The 16,990-nt window shown below is 47.9% G+C and carries 19 protein-coding genes; 15 read left to right on the top strand and 4 right to left on the bottom strand.

The features are described 5' to 3' along the window. The first annotated feature begins 134 nt into the window (after nucleotides 1-134). The 14 genes from CALK_RS10105 to CALK_RS10045 all read left to right on the top strand — a co-directional run bounded on the left by CALK_RS10105 (nucleotide 135) and on the right by CALK_RS10045 (nucleotide 8,665). A complete protein-coding gene (locus CALK_RS10105) occupies nucleotides 135-1,529 on the top strand; it encodes an MBL fold metallo-hydrolase RNA specificity domain-containing protein (protein WP_022637571.1) in 1,395 nt (464 codons plus the stop codon). Nucleotides 1,530-1,621: 92 nt separating this feature from the next. Continuing rightward, nucleotides 1,622-1,831 (top strand): 50S ribosomal protein L31, encoded by a 210-nt coding sequence (gene rpmE / locus CALK_RS12640; RefSeq protein WP_081698142.1) that lies wholly within the window; start codon nucleotides 1,622-1,624, stop codon nucleotides 1,829-1,831. Between the two features lie 72 nt (nucleotides 1,832-1,903). After that, nucleotides 1,904-2,989, top strand: a complete 1,086-nt coding sequence (gene prfA, locus CALK_RS10100; RefSeq protein ID WP_022637570.1) for a peptide chain release factor 1 — start codon at nucleotides 1,904-1,906, stop codon at nucleotides 2,987-2,989. Beyond that, nucleotides 2,979-3,815 carry a peptide chain release factor N(5)-glutamine methyltransferase gene (gene prmC / locus CALK_RS10095; protein ID WP_022637569.1) on the top strand — a complete coding sequence of 279 codons (837 nt, stop codon included), beginning with the start codon at nucleotides 2,979-2,981 and terminating at the stop codon, nucleotides 3,813-3,815. Before prfA ends, prmC begins: the two co-directional genes overlap by 11 nt. Nucleotides 3,816-3,967: 152 nt before the next feature. After that, on the top strand, nucleotides 3,968-4,489 hold the full coding sequence (locus CALK_RS12370) for a Na+/H+ antiporter subunit E (RefSeq protein ID WP_022637568.1): 522 nt from the start codon (nucleotides 3,968-3,970) through the stop codon (nucleotides 4,487-4,489). Then, on the top strand, nucleotides 4,486-4,785 hold the full coding sequence (locus tag CALK_RS10085; RefSeq protein WP_022637567.1) for an MrpF/PhaF family protein: 300 nt from the start codon (nucleotides 4,486-4,488) through the stop codon (nucleotides 4,783-4,785). The genes CALK_RS12370 and CALK_RS10085 overlap by 4 nt, the downstream gene beginning before the upstream one ends. Beyond that, nucleotides 4,778-5,065, top strand: a complete 288-nt coding sequence (gene mnhG / locus CALK_RS10080; RefSeq protein ID WP_022637566.1) for a monovalent cation/H(+) antiporter subunit G — start codon at nucleotides 4,778-4,780, stop codon at nucleotides 5,063-5,065. The genes CALK_RS10085 and mnhG overlap by 8 nt, the downstream gene beginning before the upstream one ends. Further along, on the top strand, nucleotides 5,058-5,294 hold the full coding sequence (locus CALK_RS10075) for a Na(+)/H(+) antiporter subunit B (protein WP_022637565.1): 237 nt from the start codon (nucleotides 5,058-5,060) through the stop codon (nucleotides 5,292-5,294). Before mnhG ends, CALK_RS10075 begins: the two co-directional genes overlap by 8 nt. After that, a complete protein-coding gene (locus tag CALK_RS10070; RefSeq protein ID WP_022637564.1) occupies nucleotides 5,291-5,746 on the top strand; it encodes a PTS sugar transporter subunit IIA in 456 nt (151 codons plus the stop codon). Before CALK_RS10075 ends, CALK_RS10070 begins: the two co-directional genes overlap by 4 nt. A gap of 2 nt (nucleotides 5,747-5,748) precedes the next feature. After that, nucleotides 5,749-6,087: a hypothetical protein gene (locus tag CALK_RS10065; protein WP_022637563.1), complete on the top strand. Its 339-nt coding sequence runs from the start codon at nucleotides 5,749-5,751 to the stop codon at nucleotides 6,085-6,087. After that, a complete protein-coding gene (locus tag CALK_RS10060) occupies nucleotides 6,084-6,500 on the top strand; it encodes an MnhB domain-containing protein (protein WP_022637562.1) in 417 nt (138 codons plus the stop codon). Before CALK_RS10065 ends, CALK_RS10060 begins: the two co-directional genes overlap by 4 nt. Then, a complete protein-coding gene (locus CALK_RS10055; protein ID WP_022637561.1) occupies nucleotides 6,493-6,765 on the top strand; it encodes a hypothetical protein in 273 nt (90 codons plus the stop codon). Before CALK_RS10060 ends, CALK_RS10055 begins: the two co-directional genes overlap by 8 nt. Continuing rightward, nucleotides 6,762-7,070, top strand: a complete 309-nt coding sequence (locus CALK_RS10050) for a sodium:proton antiporter (protein ID WP_022637560.1) — start codon at nucleotides 6,762-6,764, stop codon at nucleotides 7,068-7,070. Before CALK_RS10055 ends, CALK_RS10050 begins: the two co-directional genes overlap by 4 nt. Further along, on the top strand, nucleotides 7,067-8,665 hold the full coding sequence (locus CALK_RS10045) for a proton-conducting transporter transmembrane domain-containing protein (RefSeq protein WP_022637559.1): 1,599 nt from the start codon (nucleotides 7,067-7,069) through the stop codon (nucleotides 8,663-8,665). The genes CALK_RS10050 and CALK_RS10045 overlap by 4 nt, the downstream gene beginning before the upstream one ends. Before the next feature lie 4 nt (nucleotides 8,666-8,669). Here CALK_RS10045 and nadC read toward each other — a convergent pair whose 3' ends face one another. The 4 genes from nadC to CALK_RS12365 all read right to left on the bottom strand — a co-directional run bounded on the left by nadC (nucleotide 8,670) and on the right by CALK_RS12365 (nucleotide 14,858). After that, complete coding sequence (gene nadC / locus CALK_RS10040) at nucleotides 8,670-9,533, bottom strand: carboxylating nicotinate-nucleotide diphosphorylase (protein WP_022637558.1); 864 nt, start codon at nucleotides 9,531-9,533, stop codon at nucleotides 8,670-8,672. Next, complete coding sequence (locus CALK_RS10035; protein ID WP_022637557.1) at nucleotides 9,520-10,899, bottom strand: 2-hydroxyglutaryl-CoA dehydratase activator; 1,380 nt, start codon at nucleotides 10,897-10,899, stop codon at nucleotides 9,520-9,522. Before CALK_RS10035 ends, nadC begins: the two co-directional genes overlap by 14 nt. Next, nucleotides 10,896-14,198: a BadF/BadG/BcrA/BcrD ATPase family protein gene (locus CALK_RS10030; RefSeq protein ID WP_022637556.1), complete on the bottom strand. Its 3,303-nt coding sequence runs from the start codon at nucleotides 14,196-14,198 to the stop codon at nucleotides 10,896-10,898. The genes CALK_RS10035 and CALK_RS10030 overlap by 4 nt, the downstream gene beginning before the upstream one ends. A 69-nt stretch (nucleotides 14,199-14,267) precedes the next feature. Next, nucleotides 14,268-14,858 carry a phosphatase PAP2 family protein gene (locus CALK_RS12365; protein ID WP_022637555.1) on the bottom strand — a complete coding sequence of 197 codons (591 nt, stop codon included), beginning with the start codon at nucleotides 14,856-14,858 and terminating at the stop codon, nucleotides 14,268-14,270. Nucleotides 14,859-14,980: 122 nt separating this feature from the next. Here CALK_RS12365 and CALK_RS10020 point away from each other — a divergent pair, with 122 nt between their 5' ends. Then, entirely contained in the window at nucleotides 14,981-16,789 is a 1,809-nt protein-coding gene (locus CALK_RS10020; protein ID WP_022637554.1) for an ABC transporter substrate-binding protein, read from the top strand. Nucleotides 16,790-16,990 lie beyond the last annotated feature (201 nt).

Raw genomic sequence — 16,990 nt, 5'->3', positions numbered from 1 at the left:
TTTCAAAAATATATTGAGCTAATTACTGAAACAATTACTATTGTTATTTTTACGCATCATGGTATACTCTCTATAGTATGTCAAAAAGAGCATACAACAGTAAGATACACCATGGCTCTTTTCTGGAGGCACCTATGCAGTTAGGATTTTATGGCGCGGCGGAAACAGTAACAGGATCCCTCTACCTTTTACAGGTAAACGGCAAAAACATTCTTATTGACTGCGGTTTATATCAGGGAAAACGAGAAGATATGTTTCAGAAAAACAGGAACTTCCCCTTTGATCCTGCTGAAATTGACCACCTTGTTGTGACCCATGCCCACATTGACCACACGGGAAATATCCCCAACCTTGTACGCAAGGGATTCTCCGGACCAATTCATGCAACGGTTCCCACAACAGAGCTTTGTGAAGTAATGTTGCGGGATTCGGCGTACATACAGGAAAAAGATGTGGAGTTTGTTAATAAAATTCGGCGGAAGCAAAATAAACCCCCATTCAAACCGATCTACACCAGCAAAGATGTGGAAGACACCCTTCCTCTTTTTACCAGCTACGATTACGATGAAACCTTTTCCTTGGGTAAGGGTATTTCCGTAACCTTTCGTGACGCCGGCCACATCCTTGGTTCTGCGGGCATTCTTTTTGAGATAAATGAACAGGGCAAACAGTATCGACTTGGTTTTTCCGGAGACATCGGAAGACCCAACATGCCGCTCATGCACGATCCCAACAAACTGCGTGATCTCACCCACCTCGTAATGGAGTCTACCTACGGTGGTCGAAATCATGGAGGATTTGAAAATACCGAGGACGAAATTGCGAAAATTGTCACCGATGTGGCCTATTCGGGAGGAAAATTAATAATCCCTGCCTTTGCCGTCGGACGGACACAATTACTCATATATCTTCTCCACAAACTCTACGACAACCATCGCATACCGGACATCCCAATCTTTGTCGATTCGCCCATGGCGTATAAGGCAACACAAATATTTATTAAACACCGTGACCTTTTTGACCGGGAAACCCAACGAATCTTTGTTACGGACGATCGGAGCATCTTTGACTTTAAAAACCTTACGTTTATCGAAACAGTGGATGAATCAAAGGCCCTCAACTCCATATCCTATCCGCACATTATTATCTCTGCATCAGGCATGGCCGAAGGCGGACGGATACTTCATCACCTGCGAAACAATGTGGGCAATAGAAAGTCAACGGTGCTCTTTGTAGGATACGCTGCAAAACACACCCTTGCCCGGAAAATCCTTGATGGTGACCCCGTAGTAAAAATATTCGGTATCGAGCATAAGGTAAAATGTACAGTGAAAAAACTCGATTCTTTCAGTGCACATGCTGATAGGCATGAGCTTCTCCAGTATATCACCCACTGTTCACCGGAAAAACTTGAAAAAATCTACCTTGTGCATGGTGAACCTGAACAAATCAATCTTTTTAAAGATGCTGTGCAAAGTCAGGGCTACACCATTGCAATTCCCACGGAGGGTGAGGTTATGGAATTATGAGGGGAAAGAAAGAAAAAATTAAAATAATTGACCAGAGACACTTCCCGGACGTATTTTCTCCGAGTAAAATATAAAAGTTTGGAGGCTTTGAGATGAGAGAAGGTATCCATCCGGAATACACTCCGGTGAAGTTCACCTGTTCATGCGGTAACGTAATAGAAACCCGGTCAACAGTTGGTGATAAGCATATTGAAATCTGCAATAAGTGTCACCCATTCTACACTGGTAAGGCAAAAGTTATTGATACGGCAGGTCGTATCGACCGATTCAAGGCGCGCTACGGTACAAAAGCGAGCCTGTAAAAAACAGCTGACACGAAATAAATGCGGGAGAGCCACTCTTCCGCATTTTCTGTTTCTACGGAGAATAATTACATGATAGAAAAAATAGAGTCCTTTCTGAAACGCCATGCTGCCCTTGAGAAAGAAATGGCTGATCCTGATTTCGCCAATGATCAAAATCGCATGAAGGTCATCGGCCAGGAATACACCGATCTAAATAACAAACTACCAAAGCTCAAAGAGTATCTTGAGTTTATGGAACGCCGGCAGGAATCTTCTGAACTGCTACGTTCGGAAAAGGACCCAGAGCTGGTGGAGATGGCCAAAATGGAGTTAGAGGAAATAGACGCAGCTCTTCCTTCCTTGGAAGAAGAGGTGAAGAAACTCCTTGTTCCAACGAATCCAGCTGATTTCAAAAATGCCCTTATCGAGATCCGCGCTGGTACAGGTGGTGTTGAAGCAGGGCTGTTTGCAAACGAGCTCATGCGTATGTATCACAGTTTCTGTGAGCAAAAGGGGTTCTCCGTGGAAGTGATGAGTACCAACTACAGTGAGCCCGATGCTCTCAAGGAAGGCATGCTCATGGTCTCTGGGGAGAAAGCCTACGGACTCCTCAAATATGAGTCAGGGGTACATCGCGTACAGCGAGTGCCGAAAACTGAATCCCAGGGGCGCGTGCACACCTCCGCCGCATCGGTGGTTGTCTTACCCGAAGCAGAGGAAGTAGAGATAGAGATTGACAAGAATGATTTGCGTATTGACTACTACCGCTCGAGTGGACCGGGGGGACAATCCGTAAATACCACCGATTCCGCAGTACGTATTATTCATCTTCCCACAAACATTACCGTCACCTGCCAAGATGAAAAATCACAGCATAAAAACAAGGCACAAGCCATGAAAATTCTTCAGTCACGTCTCTATGACCACGAACTGCAGAAGAAACAGAAAGAGGATTCTGAAAGCCGTCTGAGTATGATTGGTACGGGTGACCGGAGCCAGAAAATACGGACCTACAACTACCCACAAGGGCGCGTCACAGACCATCGGATCAATTTTTCTGTATTCAAATTGGAATCGGTTCTCGGCGGTGACCTCGATGACTTCATAGATGCCCTTTCGCAGGAGGCCATGCAGGAATCACTCCGTAAGGCGGGCGAGCCAAGCGATGACGCTTAAGGAGTTTTACTTTTATATTCAGGAAAAGATTTCTGCCTTCTCTCCCACGGTACAGCAAGATTGCGACATTCTCTTTGAACACATCACCACACACAGGCCCCATGCGGTATTGCGTCCTACATCCCCCCCGCTTACCGACCCCATACCAGAGGCATATCGGGAACGTCTTGACAAGATTTGTCACGAGTATGCCCGCGGGGTTCCCCTCGCATATTGTATGGGCGAGTGTTTCTTTTTTAACAAAGCCTACCGGGTCTCACCGCATACACTCATTCCTCGTCAAGATACGGAATCTCTCATACTGACTTGTCTTGAAAAAGAGGGACGGGAGCCGCTTCGTGTGCTTGAATTGGGCACGGGAAGTGGAATTATCTGTGAAACCCTTCGAGAAGAGCGCCCCACATGGGAGATCTACTCCGTTGACATCTCGCCGGAGGCACTCCTTACGGCGAAAGAAAATTGTAATCCCGCCATTACTCTTATCGCCTCAGATTCCTTTTCGGCCCTTCGTGATCATGCGTCCTTTGATATACTCATCTCAAACCCCCCCTATATTCCAGCGGAGGAAATACCAAACCTTGATACATCTGTGCGGGCTCATGAGCCCCTGGGCGCACTCAACGGGGGAACAGACGGCTTGTACTTTTACCGCTATCTTGCGGAAAAGGGAAAAAAGCTCTTGTACCCCCAGGGTCGACTCTATCTTGAAATTGGGTGGGATCAAGGAACCGACGTTCCGGCCATACTGCACCAGGCTCAGTGGAATACCATCTCATGCCATCCTGATCTGGCTGGTCGCGACCGTGTTGTGACGGCCACTGCCTGAGAGGCAAGATCCATCCAGTATGAAGAGATCCGTCTGCACAAAGGATCTGAGAGAATACACCTGTGACATGCTCTCTATAAAATAGCCCCCCTCACAGCCTCCCGTAATTTATATTTTCCTCCACAGGATGTTCCGAATCGGAGAAGCAACCTATGCGTTTTGTCTTAGGAAAACGACTCTTCTTTGCCTTAAAAATAGCCTTTCTTGCCTTTTTTTGTTTAATTCTTTGGATACTACTCACCTTCGACCTTTCCTTGCCAACCCTTGTCACAGGAACTGTCTACTCTCTTATAACGGCCCTACTCGTACACTCTTATTTTTATAAAAACGAAATTCTTCGCCGGTACCGTTTTCTCTATCGTTTCGATCTTCTTTTCCTCTATTTAATCATCCTGATTTTTCAAAGTTACACCGCCAGTTTTCAACTTATTTATCAGATGATAACCCGGAAAAACACCCCGGGAATTGTTCGTATTCGAACACGCCTTAAGTCAAAAATTTCCCGGGCCATTTTAGCCAACACCATCACCCTCATCCCCGGCACGATGACCCTCTGGCTTGAGGGGCGATTTCTCTATGTGCATTGCTTCGATATTCCCCATTCACACTCCGTGATAGCGGGAAATATTATTAAGGGAAAGCAAGAGCGTCTTCTCGGGAAGCTCTTCGGATGACGTGGCTCCTCTATAGCCTCATGGGCCTGCTTATTTTTTCCTCGGTCCGTCTTTTTATCGGACCGGAATTTCAAGACCGGCTCCTTGCAGCGTCGGTTGTACAGAGTATACTAACGGTACTGTTCTGTATTCTTGCCATTACCCATGATATTACCTACTATCTTGATATCGCACTGCTCTTAGCGCTCCTCTCTTTTGCCAGTGTTATAGCCTTTTCCCGACTCCTCTTACGCGATCGTTCTTTTTTTGATCAGCTAGCAGAAGAGCCTGTCAATGAGGAGACACCCCGTGAGTAATCTTCTTTTCGTATTCGGCGTATTTTTTATCTTTTGGGGTGCCGTGGGAATGATTATTCTTCCCGACATATTCCTCCGCTTCCATGCTGCTACAAAATGCTCAGTGGTGGGCCTCATTAACATCCTCATGGGCCTTATGATATCTTCTCACTCTCCAGAACAGGCAGTCAAGATTGCCCTCATTATGCTCTTCATTCTTGCCACCTCTCCCATTACGGTACACTTACTCTGTCTCTCTTTTTTTTATGCCCAGAAGGACGAGGAGGAACACCATGGCTGAGTTGCTTATGAGCATCCTTCTGCTTCTATCATGTTGTGCAGTTGTCTTTACCCGTGAATCACGGATTGCCGTGCTCTATCTCTGTATGTATTCTCTCTTTGTGAGCTTTTTATATATGCTTTTGCAAGCCCCTGATATCGCTCTTACGGAGCTGGCTCTCGGAGCCGGCCTTACATCACTTGTCTACCTTGTTGCCATAAAAAAACCGGAACATAAGGACATCCTATGATACAATTACATACCTATCTTTCTTCATCAAATATTGTTGAAATTACCAGCCCAAAACGCTCCCTGGCAATTCGTGAGCTTCTTCTCCATGCCTTAGGTGAAGAGGGAGAGATCCCCCCCAAAAAGCATATCAAGAAATTACTGCGGGAACGCGCCCTGTCCCATGGGATACTCCTCGACTCATCCATACTTCTCTGTCATACCCGCACCAATTTGGTAACAAATATCCATATGAACGTTGGATTTTGCCCGCATACCGCAAAATTTAGCAAAACACCCCTTGACCTTATCATACTTATTCTCTTGCCGGAAAGTATGTCCCACCACTATCTTTCCCTTATGGCCCGGCTCAGCCGGTTTCTCTCTGGAGAAAAAGGCCAGGAGGCTGTCAAAAAGCAGAGCCCCAAAGAGCTTATTGCTGCAGTGAAATCCTTTGATTCTGATTTGGTGTAACCATGAATATTCTCATAATTATCCTCGATAAAGAAGAGCTTCTCGAACCTCTTGCGGAAATATTTATGGAGTGTGGACTCTTTAACACATCCATTTTTGATGGAGAAGGGGTGGAGACCATTGCCTCACAGAATTCTCCCCTCTTCAATGAAATTCAACGGTTTTTTGGCAATACCATGACCTATAATCGCACAATCATCTCGGCAATTCCTGATCAAGAAAGCTATGAAAACTTTAAAACCCTTCTCACCGCTCAAGGGATTGATTTTTCCGGCGGTGACATTGGGTTTCTTCTCCTCCTTCCCTGTATTGAATTTATGGGAGGACGAAGCACGTTATGAAGTTTGAAAACTCAGAGTTGCTTCATATCGGTATTCGTAAGCTCGTGCCAATCCTCCTCATCTTTGGATTGTACACCTTTACCTACGGCCCCTTTTACCCCGGAGGTGGTTTCCAAGCGGGAGTTATTGCCGGTACTGTGGCTGTTATCTTTGAGCTCCTCTTTGAAGAAAAATTTCTTCCTGATACGTTCTACACGCACATCGAGCTCTTTGGACTTCTTGTGCTCCTCTTTTTTCTCTTTGCAGGATTTACCCAGGGCAATGGCCCCTTTGGCTATTACTATCATCTTGGGACCTCGGAGGGGATATTTTCAAATCTCTTTATGTACATCCTCAGTTTAGCAATTTTCTGTGAGGTCTTTGGATCCATGGTACTCATTTTCCGCAATTTTACGGGGTGGCTTGATGAGTAATACATCCCGTAGAGATATAATGCGGAACATTATGGTGGTCCTATTATTAATATGGGCCCTCTTTCTTATACGAAATTACACCTTTTATGCCGGTATTGAGCGGGGGGAGATGGTGGAGGAACTTGCTGCAGTTGCAGAACAGGTACGCATTACAAATGTCGTCACCCTTGTCTACCTGGGACCACGCATTTTTGATACCTTCCTAGAAGTTATTGTGGTGGTACTCACCGTATTTGGCATTAAAAGCCTCAGGAGTCATCTATGATCTATTTCTTGATTGCCGGGGTCGCCTTGTACGGCCTTCTTACCCACACGAATCTTATTCGTAAGCTCATGTGCCTCAGCATGGTTGATGCAGTCATCATCCTTGCCTTTCTCCGTGCCGGCTATGTGCAGGGTGACTACCCCCCTCTCCTGTATCATGATCCTGCAAACATGGTAAACCCGCTGCCCCAAGCCTTAATGCTCACGGCCATTGTAATTAGCGTATGCTTTAATGCCCTTGCCGTTGTGTTAATTGTAAATCTCCATACGAAAACCGGCAGTATTGACACAGGTGACCTTCTATGAACCTATTTGCAGAGATACTCCAATTTTTCCTACACCCCCCTGCCCCTGAAGCAATGGCACGAACCCTCACCATGATCCTCCCCACAATTCCTGTGGGAGGGGCCATCCTGCTTATTGCCTTCTACTATGTAGGAAAAAAAGATCTTTCCCGCATTCTGCTGCCCCTCACCATGGGAATTCTTGCCACGGCACAACTCATGCTCATCCTGCTCATTCTTAGGCACTCCCTCACCGTTACCATCGCCCTCAGTGAGCTCCCCTACTCCATCCATTTTTTCATGGATCACACCAAGGCATACTTTCTGATGACCCTGCTTATTCCTCTCTGTCTGAGCATATTTCATCTTTCTCAGCTTCCAACCTTATATGCACGGGTCATCTTCCTGTTTTATCTTACGGGCTGTACGGGCATTGTTGTCAGTGGAGACATCTTTAACTTCTTTGTTTTTTTTGAACTCATGATTATGGCCGCATATGTTCTTATTGCACTGAACAAAGACTATTATGCTTCAATTAAGTATATGTTTTTTGGCTCCTTAGGAGCAACCTTTCTCCTCGCCGCGGTAATTGTGTGGTTTCGATCAGGCTACTATTTTACCTATACAGAACTGCCTGCCTTTACCACAGCGCATCCCGAACACAGTCTGTTTCTTCTCATGCTGCTTTCCATGGTCTTTCTCATTAAGGGTGGTATATTTCCCGTATCATCATGGCCGGGACCCTGTCATGGAGCTGCGCCCACCCTTGTCTCATCATTTCTCTCCAGCTTCAGTACATTTACCTCGGTGTACGGTTTCTACTATTTTGTCCTTATTCCTGCAGAGGCAGCAGGGCTCTCTACCATCCCCGAAGCACTCCAAATTTTTGCAGCCTTGACCATTTTTCTAGTCTCCCTCTTTGCTTTTTTCGAAGATCGATTCCGCTATATGATTGCTGCAGCAACTCCGGTCACCGTTTCCACAGTACTCATACTCTGTATCTCAGGAGCAGTGCAGGCTGCCTTTTTCTACATGGTACTGCACAGTGCATACAAAAGTGTCCTTTTTATAGTATCCCATCAGTGCATCGACCCAACGTTGCCGCAGAGCGATGACACAGGCGAGAATCCCAATGAAGCGATTGTGCTCTCTCCCCCGCTTTTTGGGGTGCTCATAGGGGGAGGACTGCTTACGGCAGCCCTTTTTCCTGCTGCCACGGCCTATCTTAAAGAGCCTGCTATCAAAGATAACCCCCTCATAACGGCAATCTTTCTCATAGCGTCCTATCTTCTGCTCGGGGGCTTTTCTAAATTTTCCTATCGGATCTGCTGGAAACAAGCACGGTGGTCACAGATACTGCTAACACTCCTCTTTTTTTCAGCGCTTATCGCCGCCTACGGGATACTCACCCCGCACTTCTCTCCCATGCCACTTTCTAAAATTGGAGTGCACAGTCTTGTCCTTGTTAGCGCACTCTATACAGGGAAACGACTTTTCACTATTCTTCCCGCCGCCCATCGTTTTGCCAGCACACGGCTCTATCGAACCCTGAATCATGAATTGCTCAGTGTGCTTGTGTTGTTTTTGCTGTTTAACCTATCGATACAGCTGTTGTAACCTGTTACAACAGCTGTAAATGAATGTCAAGGGCCTGTACGCTATGGGTGAGTGCCCCCACGGAGATGTAGTCAACCCCCGTCTGTGAAATAGGGCCAATGCGCTCTTCCGTGACATTTCCACTTGCTTCAAGCAGCACTGACGGAGCGGTCTTATCACGTATATGCACCGCTTGAGCCATATCTTCACAGGACATATTGTCAAGCATAATAATATCGGGACCAGCCGACAGGGCTCGCTGAAAATCATCCAGACACTCCACCTCAACTTCTATTTTCACCGACGACTCTGCCTGTGATAGCCACGCACGCGCCGCTGCCACCGCCTTATCAGGCCCACCTGCTGCACGAACGTGCGTATCCTTTGCCATAATCATATCATAGAGCCCAAAACGATGATTCACCCCACCTCCGTGGAGCACGGCTTCTTTTTCCAAAAATCGAAGCGTTGGCGTTGTCTTGCGTGTGTCAAGAATACGCGTCCGGCAATCCCCTAAGCAATCCACCATCCGGCGTGTAACCGTGGCAATACCACTGAAACGCTGCAGCAGGTTCAAGACAAGACGTTCTGCGGAGAGAATTGCGATGGTTTCTCCTGTCACATAGGCAAGGGGAGTTTGAGGCGCAACCCGACTACCGTCGGAGACACAGAGCTCTACAGAAAGGGAAGACGAAAAGGCATGAAAGACCGGGGTAATCAGGTGTATCCCCGAAACCACCCCCGCCTCTTTTGCTTTTATCACGGCACGGGAGGTGTGGTTTGAAGAAAAAATTGCCTGTGAGGTAATATCACCGCCTTCGGAGAGATCTTCCTCTTTTGCCCGCATAATAAGATTCTCCAGCAGGGCTGCTCGCTTATTTTTGTCCATTTTGACGCTCCTTCATTTTCTCCCGTGCCTTATGAATCAGCATGGAAACCCGGTTCAAGATATTAATCTGATTATCACCGCTGGTCTCAATGGAGAGAAAATTTAAATGGGGGTAGAGGGAGATAATTTTTGCCTGGACACCGTCGGAAACCCCCGAAGAGGGCATACACGCAAAGGGTTTTACGGAAATAAAGCCATCTACAGAGTCATGATAATGTACTGCTTCACCAATCTCAAGATTACCCTCTCCTCCAAAAATAAGGGTGTGGTAATAGTCATGCCCCAAACGGGCAATGTAGTCAATATGATGCAAATCTGCCGACCCGCCAAAGCGTGAGGGCGAAAAGAAAAATTCTGCGTATTTAAAAAAGAGGTAGACCAAGCGATAACTAAGCCCCTGGCGAAAGGCGTATATTTTCCAGTACCGCCGCTCTTTTTTTGAGGTTGCGTAGCGTATTTTCTGCTTTGCCTCCTGAATTCTTCGCCAACTTTCGTAGAGCCCGCGCTGAGAAAAGATGGCCGGAAGAACCTCCGCTCCTTCATCCATGATAAACCGACGTAAGTTGTAATTTCCATCGTTATGCGCCATATTGGCAAAGACTTCTCCCGTAATGAAAATTTTCGGCAAAGCCAGATCTTTACGGGGCACCGCAGCAAGCTTCTTACTTACCCGGCGCAGAGCTCCAGGCAGAGTCAGAAGCCACGCTTTTTTCGTAAATGCCCGGAGAATGATCTCTTCGCACTCGCCAAGAATCTTCATAAGGGCATCCTTGTCATCAACATAGGGTCGAAGGGCGCACTCGGCAATATGCATCATATCTGCCAAGACAAAGGACATGGCAAAATTGATCTTAAAATTTACATCAAAGGGAAAGGCCGCCTCCTTGGGAACCGGCGGATCCTGAATAATATCTGAGTTGAAGATGAGAAGACGAAACCCGTGAAATCCCGCAGCATTCACCGCCTTGAGATACTCCTTGGGATACATGCCGTATCGGCAGGGCCCACACTGTCCACCACCGCATAGAAAGACGTACTGTTCAACAATCTCTTTTTTTGAGAGCCCCGTCTCTTTTTCTATCTGTAAGAGAGAGCGAACAATTGCTCCAGAGGTAAAGTACATAGGGTTACACTGCATGCGAGTTCCCCATTTTCGTCCCAGCTGAAGATCACGGAATACATGATCCCCCATATCCCGATAGGCATAGCCTTCACGTTCAAAGTATGCCCGAAGAAAATAGGACTTCCTCCGCTCTATCATATTGTATAAAATAGTAACTTTTTTTCTATCTTTCTTATGCCAGAGAGGGTTTTTCAGCCCATCCCATTGGTGCGGCATCCGAATTTTCGGCTCTGTGATTTTCATTGAGATGCAACCTCTTTTTGTAACCATCGTTCATATTTCTGTAAAAAGTAGTCCACCGTTTCAATCCGTATACGAAAGGTCGCGCCCGGACGGTTTTGATCAATATCATGAAAGGTGAAATGCGGTGTTTTTGATACATCCAACAACTCATCAATGTAGGAGTAGGTGGGCGCATCATGCCCGCATTTAAAGCTACTGAGATCAACCACGGCAAGATTGGGATGCCGTGCAGCCACCATGGCAGCCCACACCTTATGATTGGTATTACGGTTAAAATTACGCTGCCAAATATTTCGTATGGAATAGGGGTCCGACTCTGTTCCGAAAAGGGGGTGGAGAAACTCCTCCGAAACCGGAAGAGACTCTATGGTATAGACGGGATATCCCTTTTTTGCAAGTTCCACGGGAATATCATGGTGAATCCCCGGATCATTATGGTAGGGATGTCCAATCAGAAGCACCCCAACCCGATCTGTTTCAATTCGTTCATTCATTGATGCAATAAAGCGCTCGCGCAAATCCGTAAGATATGCCTGTTGCGCCTGTTGTCCCTGCTGAACTGCCCAGGCATTTTCATCTCGACTAATATCCAGGAGATCGGCAAAATAGTCGTAGAGCGCGCCCTCTATTTCAACAGGGCGATCCATATTGAGCACGGGATCCCAAAAGCGTACATTATGCTCAGCAAAGAAATCCCGCTCACGGGTAAACACCGCCTCAACTACCTCCGGCGTGCCCATTTGAATTGCACAGGAGGTATTTCCCAGGGTCTCTGACAGGGGGGTCTCCAAATGGGTAAGAATGGGAAAGAGGATCGCATCAGCCTTCTTTTTCGTAATGATATTATAGATATGAGCCGGCGCAACCTTTGCCGGAAAACAGGGATCAATGGCCCCCCACTTATTTCCGGCCTTCCACAAGGTATCCGACGTATAGTCACTATACACGACGGACCCCACCCCGAGGGCACGCAAATAGGTGCTGAAAAATGGGGTGTAATAATACATATTGAGCAACCGGGGAATGGCCACGGTCATGGCGGCCCGTTTTGCCTGAGCCGCTTCGCTGCTGCGGATGAATTTCTTTGATTTCTCCTTGATATCATGTAGAGCATCGCTGGGGTAATAGGTGCTTCGGTGATGCTCCTGCCCTGCTGCGGGCAGTGGAGTATAGGCATACTCAGCAAAAACAGAGCGGGCAGCATACTCAACTAAATTAAGGGCCGCTTCAGGCTGCCGCTCCCGAGAAGTGGGGGCTTTTTGAGCCTCTTCTGCACCTCGCTCACAGAGATTTCCCGAAATAAACCGAACCTGGCGCTCGCCCCCAGAGGTAATATCGATAAAGGTACGACGGCAGCGATTTACGCAGAGCGGACAGACCGTGCTGGTATCGTTGGTTGTGGTGTACTGTACGGATGCGGCATTTTCAAGACCAATGAAGGTGCTTGTGGTATGCCCCTGCTCGATGGCTTCAAGGCCCGCACCAATTGCCCCGCCAATATCTGCATAGGGGTGCACATGGACCTCCGCTTGCGGAACCTGTCCTGTAATATAATCGACCTGTGCTTTTAAGGCGGCAAGGTTTTTCTGAGTGCCCCCTTGCAATACAAACCGGGTACCAAATTTTTCAAGATTAGGCTCTTGCACCACGTGATTCCAAATATTTTGCGGTAATACCAAGGCGAGACCGGCCATCATCTCTTCCTTTGACCATCCTGCCTGTTGGAAATTAACCTTATCCTGCTCCAGAAAAACCGCACAGCCGTAGTTAAATTCGGGAGCATCGGTGGCGCGAAAGGCGTAATCAGCATACTCTTCAACGGGTATATTAAACTGCTCGGCCATGCCTTGTAGAAAATATCCGTTTCCCGCAGAGCATTGGGTATTCAGTTTAAAATCAACCACCCGTCCCTGTTTCATAAAGAGCACCTTAATATCCTGTCCCCCCACATCACAAATAACATCAACCTCTCCAAAGAGTTTATTGGCCGATTTCATATGTGCCACCGTTTCAACCACGGCCACATCCACCTCAAAGGCAGCCCGAATAATATCAGAGGCATATCCCGTAACTCCGACGGAACAAATATGGAGGTCGATTTCTTGCTCCCGCTCCCATGTGGCGATATGAGCAAAGATGTGGGAGACATCGTCAATGGGATTTCCCGTTGAGAGATAATACTGTCGATATATGGGCGTTCCTTCCTGATCCAGCAGTACCGCCTTGGTACTTGTGGAACCACCGTCAATCCCCACATACACAGAGACACGCTCTCCCGACTGATAGCGAGGCGATTCAATATCCCGCAAGGTGTACGCCCGGGAAAACTCCTCCAGCTCTTCCTGTGAAGAGATTAAGGGCCCCGCATGTACGGCGGTCCCCCCCCGAGAAAGCTCCTTGATATGTTCCGTAAGGGCAGCAAAGGAAAAGTGCGACTCCTCCTTGTGCTCAGGACGGCTTCGATTAAAAAACACCGCCCCCATGGCAGCAAAATACTCAGCATCATCGGGAACAATCACCGTCTTCTCCAGGGAGCGTTCACGAGGCTGATACCCCTGAATCTCCCACGCGGCCTGAATATTTTTTCGCCACACTCCGGGCAAGGCAGAAATAAAGCGATTGGGGCCTCCCAAGAGCAGCACCGTATCTCGCAAAATATTGCCCCGCACAAGCACTTCCAAGTTCTGATTCACCATGGCATGACAGAGGGAGTAGAATATTTCTTCCTTATTAACCCCCGCCTTCAAAAGGCCCACCACATCGGTTTCTGCAAAGACGCCACATTTTGCAGATATTTTATGCGGGGTAATGGCAAGATCTTTCACAGCGGCGGCTTCTTCGTGAGTAAGACCAATCTTTCCAATAATTTTATCAATGGTCGAACCCGTCCCGCCGGCACATTTATCATTCATGTAGGTCAGGGTTGCCCCCCTACTCTCACCGGAACCACCGCGCCAGATAATCACCTTGGCATCCTGTCCTCCAAGCTCAACCACAGACCCTGCCTGCGGATACAGGGTTTCCACGGCTAAGGTTACGGCATTTACCTCTTGGATAAAATCTGCATCAATGACCGGCGCAAGACTTCGTGCGCCACTTCCCGTAACGGCAATACGAATCGGTGTATGGGCAAAACGCTTGCTCACCGCCGTAAGAAGCGTATGCACCGCCTCTGCCTGGTGTCCATTATGACGAAGGTACTCTTTCCAGAGAACATCATTCTGTGTATCCAGAACAACCCCCTTCACCGTGGTTGACCCGATATCAAGACCTAGTTCAACTCCTGAAAACCCCTTCATGGACACTCCATCTTTTTTAAATTTTCATTCTTCATTTTTTACACCTCTTGCACAAAGGCTTTGTCGTGACTACGACGATCGGTTCTGTTTTTTATACCGCCCAAAGCCGTAAAGTAAATACACCCCCATTCCCCACACGGCCCCCACCAAGGCCCCCACGGAAACATCGAGGGGGTAATGCGCACCGAGATAGATGCGCGACCATGCCACCACCACGGCAAAACCATAGAGATAGAGGGCAGCCTTGGGATAGAGCAGGGCCCAAAAAACCGCTTGACCAAAGGTGTTTGACGCGTGGTTTGAGGGAAAGGAGGCGCCTCCCATGGTTCCTCTGCGAAAGAAGGAATCACTGAGAAAAAGATGCTGCCCCGTGTTATCAAAATACGCACTATTCGCAGGGCGATTACGCGGTATATGCGCCTTTAATACCCGAAAGGTAAACAGATCTGTGGCTGCAAAGAGGAGTATTCCACACAGGACATGGATCCAGGCAATGCGACGTCCCCGTTTCCATACGATATAGAGGGCAAAGCCCCCAAAAAGTATTGTAAGAAGCACCGTGGAACTTGATATGCGAGGCATAAACCAATCCAGAAAGGGATGTGCCACAGTACGATTAAAGAAACGAAACAGCTGGTAATCAATATCCAAGATGCCCATACATACTCCTTTTACGCATCTTCTCTCATTCAATAGCTCCGTGAAGAGAGAAAAAGCCCTGCTTCGGGGGGCGAACATAATGTATACTGTACGAATGATAAATATACGTTATGAGAGGTTATATGAAACAACTCTTACTACTTATCAGCATAATTATTGCGGCATGTGCCCCCCAGGAAGAGCAACAGAGAGACCCTGTGGAAGATAGCATTGTTCTACAGGAAATACCCAACCTTGACTCTCTGGCAGCCGCCTTTGAACCAGAAATCGGTACCTACGGCGGCACCCTTCGTCTTCCCCTCAGTGCCAACCCCGACGGATTTTGCCCCGCCCTTTCAAACTCAGGCTACGCCCTGACGGTCATGGGCTATATCTACGAGGGTCTATTGCGCACAGACCCAACAACCCTTGAGCGAAAACCCCATCTTGCCCGTTCATGGGATGTCTGCAACGATGGCCTCTCCTGGACATTTCACCTTCGGGAGGATGTCTATTTTTCCGACTCAGTTCAGCTCACCGCCCATGACGTTGTTTTCACCTTTGAAGAAGTCATTTATAATGAGAATCTCAACTCCCCTCAGAATATTACCTTTCGGGTTGGAGGAGAGCCCATTGCGGTTGAAGCGGTAGACTCTTTTACGGTCGAGTTCACCCTTCCTGCTCCCTTTGCCCCCTTCCTTACCATCGCAGGAACCCCCATACTCCCCAAACACCAATACGCCGATGAAGCCAGAGCGGGCACCCTGCGGTCCTATCTTTCTGCAGGCTCCGACCCGTCCCGCGTGGTGGGCACGGGCCCCTTCATACTTGAGTCGGTAGACTTAGGACAACGTATCACCCTGCGCCGAAACCCCAACTACTGGCAAAAAGATGCGGCGGGCAATTCCCTCCCCTATCTGGACGGTGTTATGTTTCGCATTATCCAGGAAGAAAATCTCCAACTTATGCAGTTTCAACGGGGTGAGCTGGACCACATCGCCCTCACGGGCATGCAGTATCCAAGCCTGCGCCGGGGACAACACCGAAGTGACTACTCTGTATATCGGGTGGGCCCACGCTGGTACAATCGCTTTATGCGCTTTAACCAAAATAATCAAAAAGATGCGGAGGGGGCATATTTTATTCCACCGGAAAAACAAGCCCTCTTTCGATCTGCGGACTTTCGCCGTGCCGTGGCCCACTCCATTAACTATGCAGATATTATTGATATTGTCTACAACGGCCTTGCAGAAAAGCCCATGGGGGTTATTGGTAAACGAAACCCTCACTATTATGCCCCCGATGCACCGCTCTATGACTACGACCCCGAACGGGCAGATTCACTCTTTGCCCATGTGGGGCTGAAGGATAAAAATGGCGACGGGTTTTTGCAAGACACCTTGGGCAATCGGGTCTCATTCTCCTTTTCTGCCACAGCAGGGGTGGAGCTGATTGAAAATGTGGCTGGGCTGATTCGTAAAGATATGGAACGCCGGGGCATTCGCATGACCACGGATCTTACAGAATTTAACAGTCTGATTGAACGGACAGAGCAAACCTATAATTGGGATGCCATTTCCTACTCTCTCAGCGTGACGGAAGACCCCCACTTTGGCCGCGCAACCTACATGGCAAATAGTCGCCGCTATATTATCAACCCCCTGCGTCTAGACAGTGCCGGTGATACCATACCCAAAACCTATGAACCATGGGAAGAGCGTATCATTGAGATTTTTGAAGAAGCAGCTGCTGAAATGGATGAGGACCGACGGCGTGAGCTCTATGAAGAGTGGCAATATATTGAACAGGATAAGGCACTCTCCATTTATCTGCCTGTGAAGGAAGTGATTATCGGTGCGCAAAACAGATTTAAAAATGTTCATATCACGCCCCACCTTGGACGAGGAGAAAATCTTTTCCACAATGTCCATGAAATTTTCCTGCGAGAGTAAGGAAAAAGACGTGTCACCTCTGCCTCGTTGCGCGACGAGGCAGTAATTTTCCGCTCTGACCCCCTCTCGTCGCAAGACGAGGCACCAGTTTTACGCTCTGACCCCGCCTCGTGGGTCCACGAGAACACCATTTTGCCTTCAAACCCCGCCTCGCGGTACGTGTCAATAGAAATGAGACAATTTCACATATTTCTAAACACC

This window comes from Chitinivibrio alkaliphilus ACht1 (assembly GCF_000474745.1).
In the GTDB taxonomy this organism is placed as follows: Bacteria; Fibrobacterota; Chitinivibrionia; order Chitinivibrionales; family Chitinivibrionaceae; genus Chitinivibrio; species Chitinivibrio alkaliphilus.
Note: the sequence above shows the minus strand (reverse complement) of the source record. Positions and strands in the feature narration are given on the sequence as shown.

What these genes read in the sequence shown, in the direction of transcription:
- CALK_RS10105 (WP_022637571.1), top strand. Translation starts at nt 135, where the DNA reads ATGCAGTTAGGATTTTATGGCGCGGCGGAAACAGTAACAGGATCCCTC.
- rpmE (WP_081698142.1), top strand. Translation starts at nt 1,622, where the DNA reads ATGAGAGAAGGTATCCATCCGGAATACACTCCGGTGAAGTTCACCTGT.
- prfA (WP_022637570.1), top strand. Translation starts at nt 1,904, where the DNA reads ATGATAGAAAAAATAGAGTCCTTTCTGAAACGCCATGCTGCCCTTGAG.
- prmC (WP_022637569.1), top strand. Translation starts at nt 2,979, where the DNA reads ATGACGCTTAAGGAGTTTTACTTTTATATTCAGGAAAAGATTTCTGCC.
- CALK_RS12370 (WP_022637568.1), top strand. Translation starts at nt 3,968, where the DNA reads ATGCGTTTTGTCTTAGGAAAACGACTCTTCTTTGCCTTAAAAATAGCC.
- CALK_RS10085 (WP_022637567.1), top strand. Translation starts at nt 4,486, where the DNA reads ATGACGTGGCTCCTCTATAGCCTCATGGGCCTGCTTATTTTTTCCTCG.
- CALK_RS10075 (WP_022637565.1), top strand. Translation starts at nt 5,058, where the DNA reads ATGGCTGAGTTGCTTATGAGCATCCTTCTGCTTCTATCATGTTGTGCA.
- CALK_RS10070 (WP_022637564.1), top strand. Translation starts at nt 5,291, where the DNA reads ATGATACAATTACATACCTATCTTTCTTCATCAAATATTGTTGAAATT.
- CALK_RS10065 (WP_022637563.1), top strand. Translation starts at nt 5,749, where the DNA reads ATGAATATTCTCATAATTATCCTCGATAAAGAAGAGCTTCTCGAACCT.
- CALK_RS10060 (WP_022637562.1), top strand. Translation starts at nt 6,084, where the DNA reads ATGAAGTTTGAAAACTCAGAGTTGCTTCATATCGGTATTCGTAAGCTC.
- CALK_RS10055 (WP_022637561.1), top strand. Translation starts at nt 6,493, where the DNA reads ATGAGTAATACATCCCGTAGAGATATAATGCGGAACATTATGGTGGTC.
- CALK_RS10050 (WP_022637560.1), top strand. Translation starts at nt 6,762, where the DNA reads ATGATCTATTTCTTGATTGCCGGGGTCGCCTTGTACGGCCTTCTTACC.
- CALK_RS10045 (WP_022637559.1), top strand. Translation starts at nt 7,067, where the DNA reads ATGAACCTATTTGCAGAGATACTCCAATTTTTCCTACACCCCCCTGCC.
- nadC (WP_022637558.1), bottom strand. Translation starts at nt 9,533, where the DNA reads ATGGACAAAAATAAGCGAGCAGCCCTGCTGGAGAATCTTATTATGCGG.
- CALK_RS10035 (WP_022637557.1), bottom strand. Translation starts at nt 10,899, where the DNA reads ATGAAAATCACAGAGCCGAAAATTCGGATGCCGCACCAATGGGATGGG.
- CALK_RS10030 (WP_022637556.1), bottom strand. Translation starts at nt 14,198, where the DNA reads ATGAAGGGGTTTTCAGGAGTTGAACTAGGTCTTGATATCGGGTCAACC.
- CALK_RS12365 (WP_022637555.1), bottom strand. Translation starts at nt 14,858, where the DNA reads ATGGGCATCTTGGATATTGATTACCAGCTGTTTCGTTTCTTTAATCGT.
- CALK_RS10020 (WP_022637554.1), top strand. Translation starts at nt 14,981, where the DNA reads ATGAAACAACTCTTACTACTTATCAGCATAATTATTGCGGCATGTGCC.